At 64.1% G+C, this 25,113-nt stretch carries 19 protein-coding genes and 1 tRNA gene; 14 read left to right on the forward strand and 6 right to left on the reverse strand.

The genetic code is table 11. The features are described 5' to 3' along the window. Window positions 1–41: 41 nt before the first annotated feature. From ACTRWG_RS13195 to ACTRWG_RS13210, 4 genes are all read left to right on the forward strand, one after another. Window positions 42–1,145 carry a dimethylsulfoniopropionate demethylase gene (locus tag ACTRWG_RS13195; protein WP_027237414.1) on the forward strand — a complete coding sequence of 368 codons (1,104 nt, stop codon included), beginning with the start codon at window positions 42–44 and terminating at the stop codon, window positions 1,143–1,145. Window positions 1,146–1,156: 11 nt separating this feature from the next. Beyond that, window positions 1,157–2,149, forward strand: a complete 993-nt coding sequence (gene acuI, locus ACTRWG_RS13200; RefSeq protein WP_259966592.1) for an acryloyl-CoA reductase — start codon at window positions 1,157–1,159, stop codon at window positions 2,147–2,149. Between the two features lie 195 nt (window positions 2,150–2,344). Next, window positions 2,345–2,764: a universal stress protein gene (locus ACTRWG_RS13205; protein ID WP_462829415.1), complete on the forward strand. Its 420-nt coding sequence runs from the start codon at window positions 2,345–2,347 to the stop codon at window positions 2,762–2,764. Window positions 2,765–2,862: 98 nt separating this feature from the next. Then, on the forward strand, window positions 2,863–4,503 hold the full coding sequence (locus ACTRWG_RS13210) for a BCCT family transporter (protein ID WP_027237417.1): 1,641 nt from the start codon (window positions 2,863–2,865) through the stop codon (window positions 4,501–4,503). Window positions 4,504–4,561: 58 nt separating this feature from the next. On the opposite strand, the gene ACTRWG_RS13215 is transcribed toward ACTRWG_RS13210, so the two are convergent. Beyond that, a complete protein-coding gene (locus ACTRWG_RS13215; protein ID WP_260027554.1) occupies window positions 4,562–4,942 on the reverse strand; it encodes a VOC family protein in 381 nt (126 codons plus the stop codon). A 264-nt stretch (window positions 4,943–5,206) separates the two neighbouring features. Here ACTRWG_RS13215 and ACTRWG_RS13220 point away from each other — a divergent pair, with 264 nt between their 5' ends. From ACTRWG_RS13220 to ACTRWG_RS13260, 9 genes are all read left to right on the forward strand, one after another. After that, window positions 5,207–6,430, forward strand: coding sequence for an aminotransferase class V-fold PLP-dependent enzyme (locus ACTRWG_RS13220; protein ID WP_462829416.1), 1,224 nt, complete (start codon window positions 5,207–5,209; stop codon window positions 6,428–6,430). A gap of 37 nt (window positions 6,431–6,467) precedes the next feature. Next, complete coding sequence (locus ACTRWG_RS13225; protein WP_462829418.1) at window positions 6,468–7,892, forward strand: cryptochrome/photolyase family protein; 1,425 nt, start codon at window positions 6,468–6,470, stop codon at window positions 7,890–7,892. A gap of 81 nt (window positions 7,893–7,973) precedes the next feature. Next, window positions 7,974–9,179: a class I SAM-dependent methyltransferase gene (locus tag ACTRWG_RS13230; protein WP_462829419.1), complete on the forward strand. Its 1,206-nt coding sequence runs from the start codon at window positions 7,974–7,976 to the stop codon at window positions 9,177–9,179. A 28-nt stretch (window positions 9,180–9,207) separates the two neighbouring features. Next, window positions 9,208–9,648 carry a TrgA family protein gene (locus tag ACTRWG_RS13235; RefSeq protein WP_027237422.1) on the forward strand — a complete coding sequence of 147 codons (441 nt, stop codon included), beginning with the start codon at window positions 9,208–9,210 and terminating at the stop codon, window positions 9,646–9,648. Window positions 9,649–9,678: 30 nt separating this feature from the next. Continuing rightward, a complete protein-coding gene (locus tag ACTRWG_RS13240; protein WP_462829420.1) occupies window positions 9,679–10,809 on the forward strand; it encodes an NUDIX domain-containing protein in 1,131 nt (376 codons plus the stop codon). A 68-nt stretch (window positions 10,810–10,877) separates the two neighbouring features. Then, on the forward strand, window positions 10,878–11,912 hold the full coding sequence (locus ACTRWG_RS13245; RefSeq protein WP_027237424.1) for a cysteine synthase A: 1,035 nt from the start codon (window positions 10,878–10,880) through the stop codon (window positions 11,910–11,912). After that, window positions 11,909–14,365 (forward strand): DUF3772 domain-containing protein, encoded by a 2,457-nt coding sequence (locus ACTRWG_RS13250; RefSeq protein WP_462829422.1) that lies wholly within the window; start codon window positions 11,909–11,911, stop codon window positions 14,363–14,365. Before ACTRWG_RS13245 ends, ACTRWG_RS13250 begins: the two co-directional genes overlap by 4 nt. Further along, window positions 14,352–15,077, forward strand: a complete 726-nt coding sequence (locus ACTRWG_RS13255; protein ID WP_462829423.1) for an alanyl-tRNA editing protein — start codon at window positions 14,352–14,354, stop codon at window positions 15,075–15,077. The genes ACTRWG_RS13250 and ACTRWG_RS13255 overlap by 14 nt, the downstream gene beginning before the upstream one ends. 81 nt (window positions 15,078–15,158) lie before the next feature. Then, window positions 15,159–15,248 (forward strand) — tRNA-Ser (locus ACTRWG_RS13260). A 100-nt stretch (window positions 15,249–15,348) separates the two neighbouring features. Here the strand turns inward: ACTRWG_RS13260 and ACTRWG_RS13265 are convergent. Beyond that, window positions 15,349–15,546: a hypothetical protein gene (locus ACTRWG_RS13265; RefSeq protein ID WP_027237427.1), complete on the reverse strand. Its 198-nt coding sequence runs from the start codon at window positions 15,544–15,546 to the stop codon at window positions 15,349–15,351. An 823-nt stretch (window positions 15,547–16,369) separates the two neighbouring features. Between ACTRWG_RS13265 and ACTRWG_RS13270 the strand changes: the two genes are divergently transcribed. After that, window positions 16,370–18,604, forward strand: a complete 2,235-nt coding sequence (locus ACTRWG_RS13270; protein ID WP_462829424.1) for a Hint domain-containing protein — start codon at window positions 16,370–16,372, stop codon at window positions 18,602–18,604. Window positions 18,605–18,700: 96 nt separating this feature from the next. Here the strand turns inward: ACTRWG_RS13270 and ACTRWG_RS13275 are convergent, their stop codons facing one another. The 4 genes from ACTRWG_RS13275 to ACTRWG_RS13290 form a co-directional block, all read right to left on the reverse strand. Continuing rightward, complete coding sequence (locus ACTRWG_RS13275; protein WP_462829425.1) at window positions 18,701–19,282, reverse strand: nucleotidyltransferase family protein; 582 nt, start codon at window positions 19,280–19,282, stop codon at window positions 18,701–18,703. 252 nt (window positions 19,283–19,534) lie between these two features. Beyond that, complete coding sequence (locus ACTRWG_RS13280) at window positions 19,535–21,952, reverse strand: GcvT family protein (protein ID WP_462829426.1); 2,418 nt, start codon at window positions 21,950–21,952, stop codon at window positions 19,535–19,537. A gap of 108 nt (window positions 21,953–22,060) precedes the next feature. Next, window positions 22,061–23,695 carry an MFS transporter gene (locus ACTRWG_RS13285; protein WP_259956577.1) on the reverse strand — a complete coding sequence of 545 codons (1,635 nt, stop codon included), beginning with the start codon at window positions 23,693–23,695 and terminating at the stop codon, window positions 22,061–22,063. Between the two features lie 37 nt (window positions 23,696–23,732). Continuing rightward, a complete protein-coding gene (locus ACTRWG_RS13290; RefSeq protein ID WP_027237432.1) occupies window positions 23,733–25,043 on the reverse strand; it encodes an HlyC/CorC family transporter in 1,311 nt (436 codons plus the stop codon). Window positions 25,044–25,113 lie beyond the last annotated feature (70 nt).

Genomic DNA, 25,113 nt, shown 5'->3' on the forward strand with positions numbered 1-25,113 from the left:
GGCCGCCGGGCATCCTGCGCATGGTTCTGGGAGGATACGCCATGGCCCTGATTTCCCCGTCGCGCCGCCTTCGGCGCACCCCGTTCTCCGATGGCGTCGAAGCCGCCGGCGTCAAGGCCTATACGGTCTACAACCGGATGCTGCTGCCCACTGTTTTTGACAGCGTGGAAGCCGACTACCGCCACCTGAAACAGCATGTGCAAGTCTGGGACGTGGCCTGCGAGCGCCAGGTGGAGCTGCGCGGCCCAGACGCCGGACGGCTGATGCAGATGCTGACGCCCCGCGATCTGCGCGGCATGACGGCAGGGCAGTGTTTCTACGTGCCCATCGTCGACGAGACCGGCGGCATGCTGAACGATCCTGTGGCGGTCAAGCTGAGCGACGACCGCTGGTGGATTTCGATTGCCGACAGCGATCTGCTGTTGTGGGTCAAGGGCATCGCCAACGGCTGGCGGCTGGATGTGCTGGTGGACGAGCCCGACGTCTCGCCGCTCGCCATTCAAGGCCCCCGCGCGGACGACCTGATGGACCGCGTCTTTGGCGAGGACGTGCGCAAGATCCGCTTCTTCCGCTTCGGCATCTTCCAGTTCGAGGGCCGCGACATGGTGATCGCGCGCTCAGGCTATTCCAAACAGGGCGGCTATGAGATCTACCTTGAAGGCGGCGACCTTGGGATGCCGCTGTGGAACCGGCTGTTCGAAGCGGGCGAGGATCTGCAGGTCCGGGCCGGCTGCCCCAACCTGATCGAGCGGATCGAGGGCGGGCTGCTGAGCTACGGCAACGACATGACCGACGACAATACCCCGCATGAATGCGGGCTTGGCAAGTTCTGCAATACTCACACGGCAATTGGCTGCATTGGCCGCGACGCCCTGCTGCGGGTGGCCAAGGAGGGCCCGGTGCAGCAGATCCGCCCGATTGCGATCGACGGCGATGCGGTGCCGGGCTGCGACCGGCCCTGGCCGGTCTTTGCAAATGGCAAGCGGGCGGGGCAGGTGACGTCCGCCGCCTGGTCACCGGACTTTGAGACCAACGTTTCGATCGGCATGATCCGCATGACCCATTGGGATGCGGGCACGAAACTTGAGGTGGAGACACCTGACGGTATGCGCACAGCCACCGTGCGCGACACATTCTGGATTTAAGGAGAAGGCAGATGTTCAACGCTTTGGTTGTGAACAAGGACGAAGAGAGCGGCAAGACCTCCGCCGCGGTCGAGCAGATCAGCCTCGATCAGCTGCCCGAGGGCGAGGTGACCGTAGCGGTGGAATATTCCACCGTGAACTACAAAGACGGGCTCTGCATCGGGCCGGGCGGCGGTCTGGTGCGCAAGTATCCGCATGTGCCGGGCATTGATTTTGCCGGCACGGTCGAGGCGTCCTCAGACGACCGTTACAAGCCCGGCGACAAGGTGGTGCTGACCGGCTGGCGTGTGGGCGAGGCCCATTGGGGCGGCTACAGCCAAAAGGCCAACGTGCGCGCCGACTGGCTGGTGCCGCTGCCAGAGGGGCTGGACAGCCGCCAGGCAATGGCTGTGGGCACCGCGGGCTTTACTGCGATGCTGGCGGTGATGGCGCTGGAGGACCACGGGCTGGAGCCGGGCCACGGGCCGGTGCTGGTGACGGGCGCAGCAGGCGGCGTCGGGTCTGTGGCCACTGCAATCCTGGCCAATCTCGGCTATGAGGTGGCTGGTGTCACCGGCCGCCCGGAAACCGCGGACTACCTGAAGTCCCTCGGCGCCACCCAGATCGTGGCCCGCGAGGACATCAACGAAACCACCAAGCGGCCGCTGGAAAGCGAAACCTGGGCGGGCTGCGTGGACGCCGTTGGCGGCGCCATGCTGGCGCGTGTGCTGGGGCAGATGAAGTACGGCGCCTCAGTCGCAGCTGTTGGTCTGGCGGGCGGCGCCGCGCTGCCGGCCACCGTTGTTCCGTTCCTGCTGCGCGGTGTGAACCTGCTGGGCATCGACTCCGTCATGCAGCCCTATGACAACCGCGTCCGCGCCTGGCAGCGGATCGCCAAGGACCTGCCGATGGACAAGCTGGAAGCGATGATCCATCCCGCCACGCTGGGCGATCTGCCGCAACTGGGGGCGGATATCCTCAAGGGCCAGGTCAAGGGCCGCGTCGTGGTGGACGTCAACGCCTAAATCATTATAATACATTCGTATCTGTCGGATGAACGCGCGGCGATGTCCGCGCGTTTTTCATGCGTACCGCGGCCCTGCCGCGGTCCTAGGGTGGGTGCAGCGCCGCGATTATGCGGCCCCGGTACCGCCCCGCCCGGTGCGCTGTTGGCGACTGTGCCGCAGACGCATTGAATTTGAAGCAAGAGGAGGGAGACCGTGTATTCCAAAATCATGGTGCCCGTCGATCTGACCCACGCCGACCGCCTGGAACGGGCGCTGCAATTGGCATCGGATCTCGCGCATCTTTACAAAGCAGAAGTGATTTTCGTGGGGGTGACCTCACCCCAGCCCAGCAAGGTGGCGCATAACCCGCAGGAGTTCTCCGCAAAACTCGATGAGTTCGCGTCCGGCCAGGCAGCCAAGCATAGCATTACCGCTTCGGGCCATGCGGTGATCAGCCACGATCCGGCGGTGGATCTTGATAAGACGCTGATCAAGGCCTGCAGCGATACCGGGGCAGAGCTTATCGTGATGGCAAGCCACGTCCCGAGCGTGAGCGACTACCTGTTCCACGCCCATGGCGGACGGGTCGCAGAAAAGGCGCCAGTATCGGTGCTGGTCGTGCGCGAGAACTGACCGGCGGGGCCCGTTGAACGCGCAAGCGCCAGTTTGCGGGGCCAATGTTTGCAAGGCCAAAGGATAATGGGCCGGAGTTTACAGGGAAGGAGGCCGCAATGGCTGACGAAACCACAAATCAGGGTATCCCCGCGCCTGAAGGCGAAGCGGATATCATCGATACCGAATACGAGATCGGTCAAGACAATATCGAAACCCAGATCGGCCCGTTCGGGGTCGACATTCACAACCCGGTGTTCCTGGTCTCAGGCCTGGTGATCGTAGCCTTCGTGTTCTACGCGCTGGCGCTGCCGGAGCAGGCGGCAACATTTTTTAACTGGCTGCGCCCCGCGGTCACCAGCAGTTTTGACTGGTTCTTCTTTGGCGCCGCGGATTTGTTTGTCCTGTTCTGCCTGTTTTTGATCGTTTCCCCCTGGGGCAGCGTTCGCCTGGGCGGCAATGAGGCAACGCCGGACTACAGCTACATGGGCTGGTTTGCGATGCTGTTTGCCGCGGGCATGGGCATTGGCCTTATGTTCTATGGCGTCAGCGAACCGATGAGCCATTTCTCCACCGCCTTTGGCGGGACTGCTGTGCCGGAAGGCGGCGGTGCCCGCACCGACTGGGCACCGCTGGGGGCTGCTGCGGGGGATGAGGCCGCGGCGGTGCGCCTGGGTATGGCGGCGACAATCTTCCATTGGGGGCTGCACCCCTGGGCAATCTACGCCATCGTGGCTTTGGCGCTGGCGCTGTTCACCTACAATAAGGGCCTGCCGCTCACCATCCGCTCTGCCTTCTACCCGATCTTCGGGGAGCGTATCTGGGGCTGGACAGGCCATATTATCGACATCCTGGCGGTCTTTGCCACGCTGTTCGGCCTTGCCACCTCGCTGGGGTTCGGCGCGACCCAGGCAAATGCCGGCCTGAATGAGCTGTTCGGCGTGCCAACGGGCGCAACCACCGAGGTAATCCTGATATCCGCGATCACCGCAGTGGCCCTGATTTCGGTGCTGCGCGGCCTGGACGGCGGCGTCAAGGTGCTGTCGGAGATCAACATGGGGCTGGCGTTCCTGCTGCTGGTTTTTGTGCTGCTGGTGGGGCCGACCATGGCGATCCTGACCGGGTTTGCCTCCAGCCTGATGGCCTATATCGAGTATCTGCCGGCACTGTCGAACCCGATCGGGCGCGAGGATGTGAACTTCAGCCAGGGCTGGACCGCTTTCTATTGGGCGTGGTGGATCAGCTGGTCGCCGTTTGTCGGCATGTTCATCGCCCGCGTCAGCCGCGGCCGCAGCGTGCGGGAATTCGTGATCTGCGTGCTGCTGATCCCCAGCCTGGTCTGCGTGCTGTGGATGAGCGTCTTTGGCGGCACCGCGATCCACCAGGTGGTCGCTGACGGGTTCACCGGGGCGCAGGACGCATCGCTTGAACTCAAGCTGTTCAAGATGCTGGGCGAGTTGCCGCTGGCTGGGATCACCTCCTTTGTGGGGATCGTGCTGGTGGTCGTGTTCTTCGTGACCTCGTCCGACTCCGGCTCGCTGGTGATCGACACCATCACCGCAGGCGGCAAGGTCGATGCGCCGGTGCCGCAGCGGGTGTTCTGGTGCATCTTCGAGGGTGCCGTTGCCATCGTGCTGCTGCTGGGCGGCGGGCTGGCGGCGCTGCAGGCGATGGTGATCTCCACCGGTCTGCCGTTCACCGTGGTTCTGCTGCTGATGTGCTGGGCCATCTTCCGCGGGCTGCAGACCGAAGCGCGCTGAGGCTTCTGGCAAAGTAAACAGGAACGCCCCGGCTGCAGAGCCGGGGCGTTTTTTAGTGTCAGTCGTTGTATTTGAAGAACCCCAGCGAATTGCCATCCGGGTCGGTCGCGTAAAAGAACCGCCCCGGCGGGATGGCGATGGTTTCCGACACCACCTTGCCGCCCGCGTCCGCGACCCGCTCCATCACGTCCTCCAGCGCGCCCTCTGCCGTCAGGTGCAGTGTCGGGCCGCGGCCGTCGCCTGCGGGTTTGCCGGGGTAAAGATGCAACGCGATCCCCGCCGCCTGATCAGCGGGCTTGAACATCGCTATAGGGTTGGGCCCGCTGGTGTCGATGCTCAGCTCCGCACCGGTGACCTTGGAATAAAACGTTACCGCCGCGTCCAGATCGCTCACGGGCAGCTCGCCCCAGACCAGGAAATCCTTGGGAGTAAAGGCCATGTCAAATCCTCCATGTTTGCCTGGGGGCAAGGTCTCATGCCCTGATGACAGTTTCCGGCATCAGCCTTGCCGCTTGACCGGACCGCCGGTGCTACGCTACGACCCTTGCGTCCTGCCCGGCCTTTTGCGCCTTGCAGGGCTGCCTGCATTCCCTCAATCCTTGTGCGGGAGCGCGGCTCGGCTGGAAGACCTGCCATGTTCGGGGAGATCCCTGGCATGTGCCGGCCTTCCCATCGGACCGCAGCGATTGAGGAGAGATTTGCAATGACTGCATTGGATATTGAATTCGTCCGGGCCCAGTTTCCGGCCTTTGCCGAACCCAGCCTTCAGGGCCAAGCGTTTTTTGAGAACGCGGGCGGCTCTTACACCTGCCGGCAGGTGATTGACCGGCTGATCCGGTTCTACACCCAGCGCAAGGTTCAGCCCTATGCCGCCTATGAGGCCTCGCGCCTGGGCGGGGAAGAGATGGATGAGGCCCGCGCCCGCCTCGCGGCCCTTATGGGCGTTGCCACGGATGAGCTGAGCTTCGGCCCCTCGACCACCCAGAACACCTATGTTCTGGCCCAGGCCTTCCGCAAGTTCATGAAACCGGGCGAGGCCATCATCGTCACCAACCAGGACCACGAGGCCAACAGCGGCCCCTGGCGGCGGCTGGCAGAGGAGGGGATTGAGGTCCGCGAATGGCAGATCGACCCGCAGACCGGTCATTTGGACGTGGCGCAGCTGGAAACCCTGCTGGACGAGAAGGTGCGCCTCGTCTGCTTCCCGCATTGCTCCAACGTGGTGGGCGAAATCAACCCGGTGGCAGAGATCACCGCGATGGCGCACGCCGCGGGAGCTTTTGTCTGCGTCGACGGCGTTTCCTACGCGCCGCACGGGCTGCCCAATGTGGATGAACTGGGGGCCGACATCTACCTGTTCTCCGCCTATAAGACCTATGGTCCGCATCAGGGCATCATGGTGATCCGCAAGGCGCTGGGCGAACTGCTCCCGAACCAGGCGCATTACTTCAACGCTGACAGCCTCTACAAACGCTTCACCCCGGCAGGTCCGGACCACGCCCAGGTGGCAGCCTCGGCCGGCATGGCGGATTACTTCGAGGCGCTGGCCGCCCATCATGGCCACGCGGGCACCGCGGCAGAGACCGGTGCCTTCGTCCACGATTTGATGCGCGCGCATGAGGTCAAGCTGCTGCAGCCGCTGCTGGACGCGGTCAGCGACCGCAACGACGTGCGCCTCCTGGGGCCGTCCCGGGCCGAAAACCGCGCGCCGACGGTGGCCCTGTCCCTGAACCGTGCCGCGGAACCGGTTGCGGCGCAGCTGGCAGAATTTGGCATCATGGCCGGGGGCGGCGATTTCTATGCCGTCCGCGCGCTGGAGGCGATGGGCATTGATCCGGCCGAGGGCGTGCTGCGTATCAGCTTTACCCACTACACGTCCGAGGCAGAGGTCGCGAAGCTGATCGAGGCCCTTGACCGGGTTGTGTGACAGGGTGCTGTAACGCGAACAGGACAAGGAAAACGACATGAGCAGCCGTGCCCCGGTGATTTGGTGGATCAGGCGGGATCTCCGCCTCTGCGACAACCCGGCGCTGACGGCTGCCGTGAACAGCGGCGCCCCGGTTCTGACGGTCTATATCCTGGACGAGCAGGACGAGGCGCTGGGCGCCGCCCCCAAATTCCGCCTTGGCCTGGGGCTGGAACATTTCGGGCAGCAACTGGCCAAGGCAGGCTCCCGTCTGATCCTGCGCCGGGGCAAGGCGCTGGAGGTGTTGCAGGACCTGATCGCAGAAACCGGGGCAGGGGCCGTGCACTGGTCCCGCCTCTACGATCCCCAGGCCATCACACGCGACAGCGAAATCAAGCAGCAGCTGAAGGAGCAGGGCGTCGAGGTGAAGTCCCACGGCGGCCGGCTTCTGTTCGAACCCTGGACGGTGGAGACCAAGGCCGGCGGCATGTACAAGGTCTACACCCCGTTCTGGAAGGCAGTGCGGAGCCGCGATGTTGACAGCCTGCTGCCCGCCCCTGGGAACCTGGCCGCACCGGACAGCTGGCCTGCCAGCGAGGTTCTGGCGGATTGGCATATGGGGGCCGCCATGCGCCGCGGGGCGGATGTGGTGGCCCGCTATTGCCGGGTGGGCGAAGCCTCAGCGCAGGCACGGCTGGAGGCGTTTCTGGAAGACAGCGTTGAGGACTACAAGGCCCGCCGTGACTATCCGGCTGAGGACGCGACCTCAGGCCTCTCGGAAAACCTTGCCTGGGGCGAGATCAGCCCGCACCGGATGTGGCACCAGGGCAGCGCAGCGATGGAGCGCGGCGGCAAGGGCGCAGAACACTTCCTGAAGGAAATTGTCTGGCGCGAGTTCGCCTACCACCTGATGTACAACTCGCCCCGCATTCTGACCAAAAGCTGGCGCGAGGAGTGGCAGGAGTTCCCATGGTCCGAAAAGATCACCCCGCAGGTGCAGGCCTGGCAGCGCGGGCAGACCGGTTACGGCTTTGTCGATGCCGCCATGCGGGAGCTGTATGTGACTGGCAAGATGCACAATCGGGCCCGGATGATCGTCGCAAGTTTCCTGACCAAACATTTGATGACGCATTGGAAAATCGGCATGGACTGGTTTGCGGAAACGCTTGTGGACTGGGACCCGGCCTCCAACGCCCTGGGCTGGCAATGGGTGGCGGGCTCCGGCCCTGACGCAGCCCCTTTCTTCCGCGTCTTCAATCCCAGCGGCCAGCTGGACAAATTCGACCCCGAAGGCGCCTACACCGGCCGCTGGATCGCCGAAGGCCAGGACAAGCCGCCGCAGACCGCGCTGGACTTCTTCGACGCTGCGCCGCTGTCGTGGGGTCTGGCTGCTGGCATGCCGCCAGCGGAGCCGGTTGTCAGCCTGCAGGCAGGCCGGGACCGCGCGCTCACGGCTTATCAAGAGGCCCGTGAAAACCGCTAACGCACAGTTTTCTTGCCAGAAAGCCCTCTGCGGCCTAGCTTTTCCCTGTAGCACTTCCGTATTTTGTACAGGGGGAAGCGTATGAAGCTCACGTCCGCTGAGGGCCAAGAAAACCTGCCGCGCTACTTTGCGCCGGTGTTTGCAAGGATCAAGGCAATGGAGGTCGGGCAGCTGGATATCCACCTGCCGGACGGGCGCGTATTCTCGGCCAAGGGGCGCAACCCTGGCCCGGTGGCCGATCTGCACATCCATAACCCGGACTGCTTTGCCCGGCTGATCCGCGAAGGCGATCTGGGCTTTTCCGACGCTTACCTGGAAGGCTGGTGGAGCACCTCGGACCTGCAGGCTTTTATGGATCTGGTGCATATGGGCGCCAACACCGTTTATGACGGCTTCCCGGGCCGGGGCCTGGCACGCGCTTATGAACGGTTCCGCTTCTGGCTCCACCGCAACCACCGCCGCCAGGCGAAAAAGAATATCTCCTACCACTACGATCTGGGCAATGATTTCTACGGTCTGTGGCTGGACGACACGATGACCTATTCCAGCGCCCTGTTCCAAAGCGGCCAGGACAGCCTGGAAAAGGCGCAGACCGCCAAATACGCCTCGATGGTGGACCAGATGGGGGTCAAGCCCGGCGACCACGTGCTGGAGATCGGCTGCGGCTGGGGCGGCTTTGCCGAATACGCCGCTGGTCAGCGCGGGCTGCGGGTCACCGGCCTGACAATCAGTAAGGAACAGTTAAGGTTTGCCCGCGAAAGGCTTGAAAAGGCAGGGCTTTCGGACCGGGTGGAGCTGCGGTTGCAGGACTACCGCGACTGCCGCGGCCAGTTCGACGGTATCGCCTCTATCGAAATGTTCGAGGCGGTGGGCGAGAAATACTGGCCCGCCTATTTCAGCACCATCCGCGACCGGCTGAAGCCCGGCGGCCAGGCCACCTTGCAGATCATCACCGTCGCAGACCGGCGCTGGGAGGTGTACCGCAAGGGCGTCGACTTCATCCAGAAGCACATCTTCCCGGGCGGTATGCTGCCGTCCCCGAAAGTACTGCGCGACCAGGTGGAGAAGGCGGGCCTTGGCGTCGTGTGCTCAATCGAATTCGGCGACAGCTACAACCAGACCCTGCGGCGCTGGCATGACACATTCAATGCCCGCTGGGACCAGATTTCCAGCATGGGCTTTGACGAGCGCTTCCACAAGATGTGGAACTTTTACCTCACCTCCTGCGCGGCAGCCTTTAAGACTGGAAATTGCGACGTAACGCAGATTACAGTTGCGCATCGCTGAGTGAACTGCCGCACGGATCTGACCAAACATGCCCACCGGAGCCCGACTGACCGCCGCAATCTGCCTGGGCCTGGTGGCGTTTTTCGTATCCTTCCTTGTCATGCCGCTGATGCCAGAGGGCACCGATTTCGGCTATTTCGTGCATGTGAATGTGGCGCTGGGGCTGCTCTGCGGCTGGATCTTCATGGGCAAGCGGGTCGGCCGCGGCCTGGTGCCTGCCATCAACAACGGCATCACCGGCATGGCCGTGATGGTGCTGTGGGCGCTGTTCATCCAGGGCGCCTGGGAGATGTTCCGCCTCGCCATGCGCCACCGCTATGACGGCCCGTTTGAGGCGCTGTCGGCGATCTTTGTCATTGCGCTGGACTATTTCTTTGTTATCGCTGTGCCATCTGTGCTGGTGCCGTTGGCTGTGGGCGGGGTCCTGGCCGGGCTTGCGGCCGAAAACGCCTCCCGCCGCTGGCGCTGATAGGGCTTTCTTAACAACAGGTTACCAACCGTGGCTAATCTCTTTTTCTTTGGCACGCTGCGCCATCTCCCTCTGCTCGAACTGGTGCTGGGCCGCAGCGGTACGGCGCTCAATGCCCAGGCAGCGCAACTACTGGGTCATGGGGTCTACCAGGTCGCGGGGCAGCCGTTTCCGGCGATCGAGGAACGGGCGGATGCGACTGCCGAGGGCGTTCTGGTGCAAAACCTTTCGCCCGACGACCTGGATGCGCTCAACTTCTACGAAGGCGGCTTTGGCTATACGCTGAAACCGGTCAACGTGCAGCTGGAGGACGGCAGCACCGCCGCGGCGGAGGTTTATTTCCCCGAACCCGGCCTGTGGCAGACGGCAGGGCCCTGGGACCTGGCGGCCTGGGTGCAGGAATGGGGCGCGCTGTCGATGCGCGCCGCCGAGGAAGTGATGGCCTATCACGGCCGCATGACCGCCGAGGAGGTGGCCCGCTGCTTCCCCTCGGTGCGCCGCCGCGCGGCTGCCTGGCTGGCCGCGCAGGCCCGCCCGGGCGATCCGGAACATGACCTGTCCAAGGACGTGATCGTCCACAGCCACACCCGCGCCTATCTGAACTTCTTTGCGATGGAAGAGATGGAGCTGCAGTTCCGCCGCTATGACGGCAGCATGAGCCCGGTGATGCACCGCTGTGCTTCGATGGCGGGCCATGCGGCGGTGGTGCTGCCCTATGACCCGGTCCGCGACCAGGTTCTGCTGGTGGAGCAATTCCGCGCACCCCCCTTTATGATGGGCGAAGCCAGCCCCTGGATGTGGGAGCCGGTGGCGGGTGTGATCGACCCGGGCGAAACACCCGAGGAGACCGCCATCCGCGAGGCGCAGGAAGAAGCAGGCGTCACGGTGCAACGGCTTGAGCCTGTGGCGCAGGTCTATCCCTCAAGCGGCGCGCTGGCGGAATTGATACATGTTTTCATTGGCATATCGGACCTTTCTGACCTTAATGGCGGCGGCGGCGGCGGGGTCGCAGGTGAAGGCGAGGATATCCGCAGCAAGATCCTCAGCTATGATGAGCTGATGCTGGGGGTGGACGGCCAGATCTATCAGGACATGCCGCTGGTCACTGCGGCGCTGTGGCTGGCACGCCACCGCAGCCGGCTGCGGATCGCGTCCAGCTGAGCCGCTTCGCGCCTTGTGAACGCCGGGGCGCTTGGTTACATCTTGGGGAACAGATCGAAAGGGATACCATGCGCATTGCACGTGATCTGGCTGATGCCATCGGCCACACACCTCTTATCCGCCTGAACCGCGTCAGCGAAGAGACCGGCTGCGAGATCCTGGGCAAGGCCGAATTCATGAACCCGGGCCAGTCGGTCAAGGACCGCGCCGCGCTCTACATTATCAAAGATGCAGTGGCCCGCGGCGAGCTCAAGCCCGGCGGCACCATTGTCGAAGGCACTGCCGGCAACACCGGCATCGGCCTGGCGCTGGTCGGTGCGTCGATGGGGTTCAAGACGGTGATCGTGATCCCGGAAACCCAGTCCGAAGAAAAGAAGGACATGCTGCGCCTGGCGGGTGCCCAGCTGGTCCAGGTGCCTGCTGCGCCTTACAAAAACCCCAACAACTATGTGCGCTATTCCCAGCGCCTGGCGGAAAAACTGGCCCAGACAGAGCCGAACGGCGCGATCTGGGCCAACCAGTTCGACAATGTTGCCAACCGCCAGGCCCATGTGGAAACCACCGGCCCGGAGATCTGGGAACAGACCGGCGGCAAGGTCGACGGCTTTGTCTGCGCCGTGGGCTCCGGCGGAACACTGGCGGGCGTGGCCGAGGCGCTTCAGCCGAAGGGCGTGAAGGTCGGCCTGGCCGATCCGATGGGCGCGGCGCTGTATTCCTATTACACCACTGGCGAGCTGGCCGCTGAGGGCAGCTCAATCACCGAGGGCATCGGCCAGGGCCGGATCACCAGGAACCTGGAAGGCTTCACCCCTGATTACAGCTATCAGGTGCCGGACAGCGAGGCACTGCCGTATGTCTTTGACCTGCTGCATGAGGAAGGCCTGGTGCTGGGCGGCTCCTCCGGCATCAACATTGCAGGCGCTGTGCGCATGGCCAAGGACATGGGCCCGGGCAAAACCATCGTCACCGTTCTGTGCGACTATGGCACCCGCTACCAGTCCAAGCTGTTCAATCCGGATTTCCTGCGGGAGAAAGACCTGCCGGTGCCGGAATGGATGACCCATACGCCCGCGTCGATTCCCGGCGTATTTGAGGACGTATGACACCTATCATAACCGCTTTGCGGACTGTTTTGCTGGGGCTGGCCCTTGTGGCCGGCCTCGCTGTGCCTGCCCTGGCGCAGCTGAATGCTGAATCCCGGGCCGTTTATCAGGACTGGCTCAAGACCGCCAACCGCGCGGAGGAGGTGATTGACGCCAGGCGGGCCTCCAGCGCCGCGCTGGAAACCCTGCGCACGGAGCTGGCCGGATACCGTCAGAATTTCCTCGACGCGCGCACCGATAACGGCGACCGCATTAAGACGCTGGAAGGCCAGCTTGCCGCCTTGGGCGAGCCGCCCGCCGAGGGCGAGAGCGAACCCGAGGACATCGCCCAGCTGCGCAGCTCGCTGGAGCAGCAGCTTAAGGACCTGAAGGTCCCGCGCATCGTGGCCGAAGAGGCCTTCAGCCGCGCCAATGGCCTGATCACCGAAATCGACAAGATCATCCGCGAACGCCGCACCCGGAAATTGCTGGAGCGCGGCCCGTCGCCGCTCAATCCGGAAAACTGGCCGGGCGCGTGGCGCACCTTGTCGCGGTCTGCCGGATCGCTTCTGAATGAAACGGCCACCCGCATCGGCAGCGCCACCACCGCAGAGCGGATCCAGAACAGCCTGCCTGCCTTGCTTCTGCTGCTGGTGATTTCCGCGCTGCTGCTGCTGCGCGGCCGGCCCTGGGCCCATGCGGCGGGCGATTACCTGCGCCAGTTCGGCAGCAGCGGCCGCGGTGTCTGGGGGTTTGTGGTTTCGCTGCTGGAGGTGATCCTGCCTTTTGTGGGCATCCTCCTCCTGACGGCAGCCATTGACCTGTCCGGCATCCTCGGGTTCCGCGGCGCGGTTCTGCTGGACCATATCCCCGGCTGGGCTCTGCTGATCCTGTCCTTCCACTGGCTGGGCAACCAGCTGTTTTCCGGCCGGATCGATAACGACCTGGTGCCGGTGCAGGACGGGCGCCTGAACGAAACCCGGCTGATGGTCGATATCCTGGCGGTGATCCTGGTTCTGCAGGATGCGCTTAGCCTGATGGAAAACATCGACAACATCCCGGCAGAGGCCCATGCGGTCGCCAGTTTCCCGCTGATCATGGGTGCGGCGCTGGTGCTGCTGCGCTTGCACAGGATCGGCGCAAAGCGCCGCCAGCAGCAAAGCGAGGATGACACCGACGAGGACGGCGCGATTGCCGCCGGTGCCAACCGGGTCATGACGCTGGTGCGCCGCGCCACCTACCTCCTGGGGTTCGTGTCGCCGGTGCTGGCCGCCTTCGGCTATGTCAACGCGGCAGAGGCGCTGATCTACCCGGCGGCTTCCACCTTGGCGCTGCTGGCGGCCCTTTTGGTGCTGCAGCGCTTCCTGGGCGATGTCTACGGCTGGCTGTCCGGCAAGGGTTCCGAGGCGCGGGATTCGCTGTTTGCGGTGCTGATCGGTTTCCTGCTGGTCACCCTCGCGCTGCCGCTTCTGGCGCTGATCTGGGGCGCGCGGGTGGCCGACCTGACAGAGCTGTGGTCGCGGTTCCTCGAAGGCTTCCAGATCGGCGGCACCCGGATTTCGCCCACCGCCTTTCTGACGTTCGCCATTGTTTTCGCCATCGGCTACGCCCTGACGCGGCTGGTGCAGGGGTCCCTGCGCAACTCGCTGCTGCCCAAGACCAAGATCGACCCGGGCGGCCAGAACGCGATCACCTCCGGGCTTGGCTATGTCGGTATCTTCCTGGCGGCGGTGGTGGCCATCTCCATGGCGGGGCTCGATCTGTCCTCGCTGGCCATCGTTGCCGGTGCGCTGTCGGTCGGTATCGGCTTCGGCCTGCAGACCATCGTGTCCAACTTCGTCTCCGGCATCATCCTGCTGATCGAGCGTCCGGTCTCCAAGGGCGACTGGATCGAAGTCGGCGGGCTGATGGGATACGTCCGCGACATCTCGGTGCGCTCCACCCGGATCGAAACGTTTGACCGCACCGATGTGATCGTGCCGAACTCGGACCTGATTTCGGGCACCGTCACCAACTACACCCGCGGCAACACCGTGGGCCGGGTAATCGTGCCGGTGGGCGTCGCCTATGGCACCGACCCGCGCAAGGTGGAGGCGGTCCTGAACGAGATCGCCAAGGCCCATCCGATGGTGCTGCTCAATCCTGCGCCCACAGTGGTGTTCCAGGGCTTCGGCGCCGATTCCCTTGACTTCGAGATCCGCGCCATCCTGCGCGACGTGAACTGGGTCCTGTCGGTGAAATCCGACTTGAACTATGAAATTGCCAAGCGGTTTGAGGAAGAAGGGATCGAGATCCCCTTCATGCAGCGCGACATCTGGATCCGCAATCCGGAAGCGCTGGCCCAGGCCAAAGCTGCAAGCTCTGCTGAAGCACCGGCTGCCGCCCCCGCGACCGCTCCGCCAAAGCCGGATCTGGACGATCTGCAGCACGATCCCGACAACGATGCCGAAGGAGAGGCAGATGCCGACAAGTGAGCTGCTGTACCGCAAGGACGCTTACGCCCGGATGACCGAAGCCGAGGTTCTGGCGCACACAAAGCAGGGCGGGATCATCCTGGACCGCACTTTGTTTTACGCCACCGGCGGCGGCCAGCCCGACGACAGCGGCAAGCTGCTGTGGGCGGAGGGGCAATGCAGCATCGCCACCACCGTCAAGGGTGAGGATGGCGCCGTCGTGCTGGTGCCGGAGGAGGGCTCGGCCCTGCCGCCAGTGGGTGCCACGGTGACCCAGGTCCTTAATTGGGACCGCCGTTATGGCCATATGCGGGTGCACACCGCGCTGCATCTGCTGTCGGTGGTGATCCCGCTGGAGGTCACCGGCGGCTCCATCAGCGATGGCAAGGGGCGGCTCGATTTCAACATGCCCGAAGCGCCGGAGGACAAACAGGCGCTGCAGGACCGGCTGCAGGCGCTCATTGACCGCGATCTGGAGGTGACAGAGGACTGGATCACAGACGCCGAACTGGACGCCAATCCGCAGCTGGTCAAAACCATGTCGGTTTCGCCGCCGCGCGGGGCAGGGCAGGTGCGGCTGGTGCGGATCGGCACCGCGGATGAGCAGATCGACCTGCAGCCCTGCGGCGGCACCCACGTCAGGCGCACCGCTGAAATCGGCAGAATCCGCCTCGGCAAGGTGGAAAAAAAGGGCAAGCAGAACCGCCGCGTCTACCTGCATCTGGAGGCCTGAAAAAGAATGCGGGGGAAGGCGCATTTTTTGCCATTTCGGCTCTTGCAATTCCCCTGCCGATCCTTCAAAAGCCCCCTCAACGGAGAGGTGGCCGAGTGGTCGAAGGCGCACGCCTGGAAAGTGTGTAGGCGGGAAACCGTCTCCAGGGTTCGAATCCCTGTCTCTCCGCCATAACCCCCAGTTAGATGCAATCAGTTGCCCGGATGCGCGGCCGGTGCTAGTGCCGTGCGGCTGTGCTCGCGGCTTGTGCAGCTAAGTCCTGCGGTTTGAATCAGTTGGGCCGGACCGCCACCAGAACGACGCCCAGTTCCTCTTCCAGCTCCTGCAGCTTCTTGAGCTGATCTTCCGGCAGCGCCGCGGTATCCGCCTCGACCTCGGCCAGCGCCACCACAGGGCTGCCGATATCCTTCTCGAGATCCTGGATCGCGTTGAGCTTCTCGGTTTCGAGCGTGGCGAGCGGGTATAGCATTGTGGTCTCCTGTCTGTTGATGAAGCCAAGTATACCCGGATTTTCCAGGTGCGGGATTATTGATTTTTGGCCGGGCCGCGCAGTGGCTCTACGTCGGGCTGGGCTGCGGGCTGGCGGCGGCTGAGTGCTGGAGGGTTCGCTAAATTTTTTAGCGTTATTCGCTTTCGGGTCTGGCCGCGCTGACCCTTCGGTTAGGGGCTTTGATTCGAAAGAGAGGCGGGCGGGATTGCGCGTTTCGGGAAACAAACTCAGTATTTCCGGTGAATTGAAACCAATAACAGTCCATTTCCCGAAGTGCCGCCAGGCGGTCCTGGCGGGTTTCCGGGGCAGTCTGATCGTTGGATTGTGTTTCGAAAATGGAAACGAATGCCACCCTGGGACCTCTGTTGCATGCGGCGCTGTGCATATTTCGGCAGGTTGCGGAGCGTGCTTCCCGCTTCGGTGGAAACAATGCGCGGCGGGACGCTGCTGCTGCCGGCCAGATGGCGAGGACAATGCGAGGAATTTTAGGCAATTTTTCGGCTTTGAGGGCGCAGGTGCCTAAAGTATGCATGGTCTAGCCCATTTTGGGGGGCGAGTTCTGCGAGCTGCTGGACTGTGGTGGACTGCTAAATTTTAAGACAAATCCCGATGCTGATTTTTCGGGCGCACCACTGATTAAAAAGCTGCTGCTATCCGCTTGCGCGTCATTCAGGCGCGCAATCCGGTGCGTGCGCGCATTGGCTCTCTACCCGCGTGGGCTGGTGTTTTGACTGCGGCAGACCGCATGGCTGTCCGGCGGGCCCGGCAGTTGGGTTTTCACCCGACCGGTGAGGAGAGGGTAATGACAAAGAACGACGAGCAGCCGAACCCGGCACGGGACGGGATTGTCGAGGGCACTTCGGGCGATGACCTGATTGATGCCGCCTACACCGGCGATCCGGACGGTGACATGGTGGACAACGCCGACGCCACCGGCCCGGCGGCAGGGTCGGATGATGATGTCATTCTGGGCGGCGCGGGTGATGACAGCATCTATGCCGACGCAGGTGATGACACCGTCGAGGGCGGCAGCGGCGGCGACCTGATCCTGGGCGACGGTGTGTCCGGCGCCACTGCGGCAGTTACCATTACAATCGACCGCACCACCGCGGGCATCGCAAACCAGCTTTTCGCCTATACCATCGACCCGGAGACCGGTGAGATCAGCAACGTGGTGGTGCTGACCGAAAACGCCAACGAGAGCGTTGGCGGCAGCTTCACCTACGTCGCCCCCGAAGGCGCCATTGTCGGGGTCGGCATCTCCAACGCCAAGGGCACGTATTACTCCTCCGGATATGGCGGCAATGCCGGTTTGAATTCCGATGGGCTGGTCCACACTCATGGCTTTGGCCAGAACCCGGACGGCTCCGTGCAGATCGGTTTCGAGGATCTGCCCGGCCTTGGAGACAGGGACTTCGACGACGTCCTGCTGACTGTCGATCTGGGCACCTCGGGCACGAGCTTTGATAACACCCATTTCGATTACTCATCGGATCCGCTGGACCCGGTGGTGCCGGGCGACGACCTGCTGACCGGCGGCGAGGGCGATGACACCATCCTGGGCGGCGGCGGAAACGACACCATTGACGGCGGCGACGGCTCCGACTCCGTGGACGGCGGCACCGGCGACGATGTCATCGACACCTCCAGGGACAGCGGTGTGCCGCTGCCGGACCGCGGTTTCCCGGGCTACACCGGCACCGACCCGGACATCCCCTTCATCCCCGCGGATCCGGACCCGGCGGACGATATGGACACGGTGCTGGGCGGTGCCGGAAACGATACCATCTCGACAGGGGACGATGCCGACCTGATTAACGGCGGCACCGGCATGGATGTGATCGACGGCGGTATCGACGACGACACCATCGACGGCGGCGCGGGTGATGACTTTCTGGCCGGCAATGAAGGCTCCGATATCCTTTACGGGCGCGGCGGCGATGATACCATCTTTGGCGGGCTGGACCCGGCGTTCCCCGACGGGCTGAACATCACCGATGACGGCAGCGACGGCCGCCCGGCTGACCCGGACCCCGCCAATGGGATGGACACCATCCACGGCGGCGGCGGCAACGACCTGATCTATGGCCAGGATGATGACGATTATATCACCGGCGGGTCGGGCGATGACACAATTGACGCCGGCATCGACGACGACGTGGTCAGGGGCGGGGCGGGCAACGATCTGATCACCGGCGGCCACGGGGCGGACACCCTGTCGGGTGGCGGGGGCCGCGACACCTTCCTGGGCGGCACTGCCGGTGACGTCGTGAACGGCGGCTCGGGCGGCGATGATTTCGATTCCTTGGATCTGCGCGGCTCCGGCCCGTTTGAGCTGACTGGCGTGACCGAGGATGCGGATGGCAACAGCATCTCGGGCACTGTCAATTTCCTGGACGGCGACGGCGCTGTGACCGGCTCGATGACCTTTGGAGAGATCGAGCAGATCATTCCTTGCTTTACACCGGGCACGCTGATCGCCACTCCGCTGGGCGAGCGCCGGGTCGAGGATCTGAAGGCCGGCGACCGGGTGATCACCCGCGACAACGGCATCCAGGAAATCCGCTGGATCGCGGCGCGCACGCTGGAAGGCCGGGACCTGGCCGGCGCGTCGCATCTGCAGCCGGTGCTGATCCGCAGGGGCGCCCTGGGCAACGGCCTGCCGGAGCGCGACATGATGGTCAGCCCCAACCACCGCGTGCTGGTCGCCAACGACAAGACCGCGCTGTATTTCGAGGACCGTGAGGTTCTGGTGGCAGCCAAGCATCTGACTGGCTTGCGCGGTGTCGACCGGGTGGAGGTGTCCAAGATCACCTATATTCACTTCATGTTCGATCAGCATGAAGTGGTGCTGTCCGATGGCGCCTGGACCGAGAGCTTCCAGCCCGGCGACCAGTCCTTGCGCGGCCTGGACAATGCACAGCGCAATGAACTGTTCGAGCTGTTCCCGGAGCTGAAATCGCTAAAAGGCCGCGAGGGTTATACCGCGGCGCGCCGGTCCTTGCGTAAACACGAGGCGCATCTGCTTGTGCACTGAAAGGTGCAGCTGCCGCTTTGGGGGAAGCGGTGGATAAGAGCGTAGCGCAGGAAGGCAGGGCCTTGTGCCCTGCCTTCTCTGCATTAGCGGCGCGGGTCAGCGGCGGCGGCGCCAGGCGGCCCAGTCTTCGGGTGTGTCCAGGTCGGTCAGCGCGTGGCGGCCGGGCAGGGAAACAGGCTGGACCGTTTCGGCTTTCAGGATGCTGCGGGCGCCTTGGTCGCCGCGCAGGGATTTCAGGGCCGCAAAGCAGCGCCGCGGGAACAGCACCGGATGGCCTGGTGTGCCGTCCTGTCCCGTGGCGCGCAGGATGGGGCTGTCTGGTCCGCGGTAATGCGCGGCGAGGTGCAGTATGTCCTGCGCCGTGATCTCCGGCATGTCGGCGGGCAGAATCATCACCGCCTCCGTCTCAGCAGGCAGCGCCGCGGTGCCGCGGCGGATGGAGGCGGCCATGCCCTCAGCTGCGTCAGGCACCGGTACCTGGGTTGCATCGCCTGTTGCGTCCGCCCGCGGATGGGACAGGCTGGGCAGGGTGACAAAGACCGGCAGCCCGGACAGCGCGGCGCGGCGGCACATCAGGGTCAGCAGGGGCTGGCCCTCCACCTCCTCCATCAGCTTGTCGCGGCCCTGCATCCGGGACGACGCGCCGGCGGCGAGCAGGAGAATGGCGATGGCGGTCATGACTGTTCAAACCTCGGCGCTGTGCCGGGCTGATGGATGCCTCCGGCGGGGATATTTTTAGCCAGATGAAGAGACGGATCCAGTGAAAGCCGCATAGGTCAGCAGGGGTGACCGAATGTTTCGCGCGCGAAACATTCGGGTGCGGCCGCTGACCTATGTGTTGCGCGGGTTTCGCGGCGTCAGCGTGCGCTGCCTTCGCAACAGCGCGGAGTCAGGTCAGGCGGGCTGACCTGACTCCGGTGCTTTTGGGCCTCAGCCGCGCATCCGGGCGCCGTCGGCGTCGAACAGCGGCTGGGTGATCAGCCGGGCCTTGTACATCTTGCCGAGGATTTCGATTTCCACTTCCAGGCCTTCAACGGCTTTCCCCGTGGGGACAAACCCCAGCGCGATGGATTTCTGCGCATAGTGCGAGTAGCCGCCAGAGGTGCAGAAGCCCACGACCCCCCCGTCCAGCCAGATCGGCTCATAGGCCACCACATCGGCGTCGTCCGCTTCGACTTCAAAGGCGCAGAGCTGGCGGGCGGGGCCTGCAGCGCGTTCGGCCTCGGCCGCGGCGCGGCCGACGAAATCAACGGGTTTCTTGAAGGAGATGAAGCGGTCCAGCCCGGTTTCCGCGGCGGTGTAGTCTGGCGAGAACTCCCGCAGCCAGGAGCCGAAGAACTTGTCGAGGCGCAGCGACATCATCGCCCGCATGCCGAAAGGTTTCATGCCCATCGGCTGACCTGCATTCCACAGCGCATCCCAGAGGGCGCGCTGGCTGGGCAGATCGCAGTAGATCTCATAACCCAGATCGCCAGTGTAGCTGACGCGCTGCACGATGCAGTCGGCCATGCCCACGGTCAGGCGGCGCACGTCCATGAAGCGCATGTCCGAGATGTCTTGACGAGTGCAGGCCTGCAGCACCTCGCGCGCCTTGGGGCCTGCGATCTGAAAGCCGTTGCGGGTGTCAGAGATATTCTCAAGGCTGACGCCGTCGTCCAGGTTCTGCAGGAACCAGCGCATGTGATAGGCTTGTGAGCCGTAGGAGGCGGTGAGCTGGAATTCTTCCTCCGACAGGCAGGAAATGGTGAAATCACCGATCAGGCGGCCCTTGGGCGACAGCATCGGGGTCAGCGACAGGCGGCCCGGCTGCGGCACCCGGCCCGCCATAATGCGGTCGAGCCAGGCGCGGGCGCCGGCGCCCTTGACCAGGTGCTTGCCGAAGTTGTGGACCTCGTTGATGCCGACGTTTTCACGCACTGCCTTGACCTCGCGCGCGGCGGCCTCGAACGCGTTGGAGCGGCGGAAGGAGGGGGTTTCATAGCGCGGCTCGTCCCCTTCGGCGAAGTAGTTCGGGACCTCCATGCCGTACTGCGCGCCCCAGACCGCGCCCATGCCATCGAAGATGTCGTACATCGGGGTGGTGCGGAACGGGCGGGCGGCAGGCAGCTCCTCGTTCGGGTAGGCGATGGAGAAGCGTTTCTGATAGTTTTCAATGACTTTCGGCCGGGTGTAGCCCGGGGTGATCCAGTCGCCGAAGCGGGCGCAGTCCATCGCAAAGGTGTCGCGCTCGCATTCGCCCTCGACCATCCACTGGGCCAGCATCAGGCCGACGCCGCCGCCCTGACTGAACCCGGCCATGACGGCACAGGCGGACCAGTAGTTGCGCATACCGGGCACCGGGCCGACCAGCGGGTTGCCGTCCGGGGCAAAGGTGAAGGGGCCGTGGATCACCGATTTGACGCCTGCGGCCTCCAGCGCCGGGAAGCGGTTGTAGGCGAAGGCGATGGAATCCTCGATCTTGTCGAAATCGTCGGGCAGCAGCTCGTGGCCGAAGTCCCAGGGGGTGCCGTCGACCGCCCAAGGTTTGCAGGGCTGTTCATAGAAACCGATGCAGAGGCCGGGGCCCTCTTGCCGGAGGTAGCTTTCGCCGGCCGGGTCCATCACATGCGGATGCTCGCCGCCGCCATCAATGATTTCGGCGATCATCGGCACCTCGTCGGTGACGATATACTGGTGCTCCATCGGGTGGAGGGGGAAGTAGACGCCCGCCATGGCGCCGACCTCGCGCGCCCACAGGCCGCCTGCGTTGACCACATGCTCTGCGTGGATGGTGCCCTTGCTTGTGACCACATCCCAGGTGCCGTCGGGGCGCTGGTTGGTTTCGATCACCTTGCAGTGGGTCTCAATCGTGGCGCCGCCCATGCGCGCGGCCTTGGCATAGGCGTGGGTGGTGCCGGAAGGGTCGAGGTGGCCGTCGAGCGGGTCATACAGACCGCCGATGATGCCGTCCACGTTGGTGACGGGGGCGATTTTCTTGATCTCTTCGGGGGAGACGATTTCGGTCTCCAGCCCCATGAAGCGGTGCTTGGCGCGCTCGGCCTTCAGCATGTCGAAGCGTTCCTGGGTCTCGGCCAGGGTGACGCCGCCGACGTGGTGCAACCCGCAGGACATGCCGGTGATCTCTTCCAGCTCTTTATACAGCTTGATGGTGTAGCCCTGCAGCGCGGCCATGTTGGTATCGCCGTTCAGGGTGTGGAACCCGCCCGCCGCGTGCCAAGTGGAGCCGCTGGTCAGCTCGGAGCGTTCGATCAGCATGACGTCGGACCAACCGAGCTTGGTCAGGTGGTAGAGGACAGAGCAGCCGACGACGCCGCCGCCGATCACTGCCACGCGGGTGGTGGTTTTCATTCGGGCCTCCCTGAATAGGCGTTTCCTGCATTCTGTACAGAAGTGAACAGTAGTCCAGAAGAAAAACGGCGCGGAATGCCGCTAACGGACCGCCGGAGGCTGACGGGGTTATTCAGAGGTGCGGAAACGGCTGTTCTGGATGAGGAAAATGGCAGTCAGCGGTGCGGCCAGAAGAATGACACCAACCGTGATCAGGAGCATGCCCAGCTGGGAATAATCCGCAGGGGTGGTGATGCTGCCAGCCGAATCTGTGACCTCGCGCGTCACCACAAAGATCTCGTTCAGGTATTTGGTGCCCAGGCTGGAGGCCGAGAGCGCCAGGTTGGTGAAGGAGGCCATGACCGCAAAGAAGGTCGCCTTGAGCCCCGACGGCGCGTTGCGGGCGATCCAGGCGAGCATCGGGATCATCGCAACCTGGCCCAACGGGGATTCCACCGCGGTGTCGACGATGGCGATAAAGCGGGCGTCGACCACGCCACCGGTCATCGCGGCGGTCCAGTGGTGAACACCGTAGTAAAGCGCGATGTTGGGCAGGCTGAGGACGGCCTCGGTGATCGCCAGGAAGGCGACAATCCAGGCAATCGGGCGGCTGGCCATCATCGGGCGGAAGATCAGCATGCCCGCCAGCGTCAGCAGCGAGGTGATGAGGGACAGGACCGACAGGAACTGCTGGTCGAACCCCAGCACGTCGATTTCAAACCAGGTGGCGCCGGGGCCGCGCAAGGGGGTGGCGCGGTAGACAAAGATGATGATGGCAGTGCCGATCAGGGTGCGGGCCTGATCTGCGGGCAGTACCGCCACCAGCTGGCGCATCAGGAACAGCACGATGGCCATGGAGCCTGCAAAGACGATTTCCTGCGAATAGGGTACATCGCCCAGACCCACGGCCAGCGACAGCGCGACAAAGGCGCCGCCGCCGATGAAGTACCAGTGGTTCGGGGCGACCGGCTCACGCGGGAGGTCAATGCGGCTGCGGATATCGGCCTCCGCCACGCCCGCGCGTCGCAGCCGGTTGGCCTTGCGCCACTTTTGCCAGATCGCCAGCGCCACACCGGAGAGCGAAATCACCGGGATCAGCAGGGCGAGAGTGAAGACAAAGCCGTAAAGCGCGCCCTTTTCCGGTTGCGGCAGCGCGTCGGCGCCGTCGAACAGGGCAACGTTCAAGGCCGCGGCGGCGCTGGAGCCGCCGATCAGCGCGATGCGGCCGAAGGTCTGCATGGTGGTGTGCAGGGATTTGGTCTCAGCCTCGGGCAGGGGATTGCCGCGGGCGTCGGTGTGGGGCACCGCCTCCACCGACATGGCGTCCGCCACCACGTCCTGCAGCACGAAACCGCAAGGCGCCAGCAGCGCGGCGGTGACGTACCAGGCGCTGACGGGCATCACCGCATCCATCAGCGCCGGTTCCAGCACGATGGCGGCCAGGATGCCGTAGCTGCCGGCCATCAGCCCGGCCCCCACTAGGATCAGCAGGTATTTCCAGCGCCAGATCAGGTCAACCAGATGTCCCAGCGGCATCTTCAACGCCCAGGGCAGCCCGACCCAGAATGCCAGCCCCGCCAGAAAGGCGGCGGACAAGTCCAGGTATTCCTTGACAAAAAATGAGGCGGCGACGGTGGTGATGCCCTGCGCGCCATAGGCGAAATAGATCAGCAGCGGCGGCAGGAAAGACCAGCGGAGCTGGCGGAACAAGTCCAGCACAACCCTGTCAAAGCCATCCCAGGCCAGCGCAGCCGCGCGTGTCACGGCTGCACCTGCCGGCTGTCAGGGCACTTCGCGGGCCTCATGACAGGGGCCGGATCCTGAGGCCGGTCACCCGGTTGCCTTCCCGTTCGGTGACCTCAAAACGGAACCCGTGGAACGAGAACACCTGGCCCTTGGTCGGGATCATCTGCGCCTCGTGGATCACCAGGCCGGCAATCGTGTTGGCCTCGTCGTCCGGCAGGTTCCATTCGGTGGCGCGGTTCACGTCGCGGATGGTGGCGGCGCCGTCGACCAGATAGGAGCCCTCGGGCGTCTTCTTGACGATGATTTCCTCGTCAGGGTCGAATTCGTCGGTGATTTCGCCGACGATCTCTTCCAGGATATCCTCCAGCGTGATCAGGCCCTGCAGGGCGCCGTATTCATCCACCACCAGCGCAAAATGCGAGTGCATCCGCAGGAACTGCCGCATCTGCTCGTCCAGGGTTGTGGTTTCGGGCACGAAATACGGGGCCTTGGCGACCTCGGTGATGTCGAAGGCTTTCAGCCGTTCGGAATCGCCTTCGGCGCCGCCGGCCTGGGTGTACATGGTTCGGAACAGATCCTTGGCGTGGACCACGCCGATGATGTTTTCCTGCTCGCCGCGGAACACCGGCAGGCGGGTGTGCTGGCTTTGCAGGCACTGTTCCAGAATGGTTTCGGGCTCTGCGTCCGCGTCGATCATCTCGATGTTGGAGCGGTGCAGCATGATTTCCTCTACAAAGCGGTCGGACAGGTCCAGCGCGCCCAGGATGCGGTCGCGGTCCTCTTTTTCGACCACGCCTTCGGAATGGCCCAGGTGCAGGGCGCCGGCAATCTCCTCGCGCACCGCCATGATGTGGCTGTCCGGGTCGATGCGGACGCCAAAGACACGCAGCACGCCGCGCACGAAAAGCCGCACCGCGCCCACCACCGGCGACAGAACCTTGACGATGAGACCGATCGGCGCCGAGACGGCGGAGGCGGCCTTTTCGGCGTTGGAAATGGCGTAGGTCTTGGGCAAAACCTCGGCAAAGATCAGCACCAGCAGGGTCATCACCAGCGTGGCCATCGCAACGCCGCCTTCACCGAAGATACGGGTGAAAAGCGCGGTGGCGAGCGAAGCCGCGAGGATGTTTACGACGTTGTTGCCCAGCAGGACCGAGCCGATCAGCCGTTCGTTGTCTTCGGTGATCTGGAGCGCGCGTCTGGCCCCCGCCGAGCCTTTGTCGGCCTGGCTGCGCAGCTTACCGCGAGAGGCGGCCGTCAGCGCGGTCTCGGAGCCGGAGAAAAAGCCGGAGCACACAAGCAGCAGTGCAATCGAGCCGGCAGTGATCCAGAAGTCGCTGTCAAAAACAGGTGTGGCGGGGTCCATTTGGAGTCCGTTGTTGAGAATGTCTGCACAGTTATGGGGTCTTAGGGCCTGCGCTTCAAGTTCTGCAGGC

The sequence above is a fragment of the Leisingera sp. G5_S3_59_S7 genome (genome assembly GCF_054968485.1).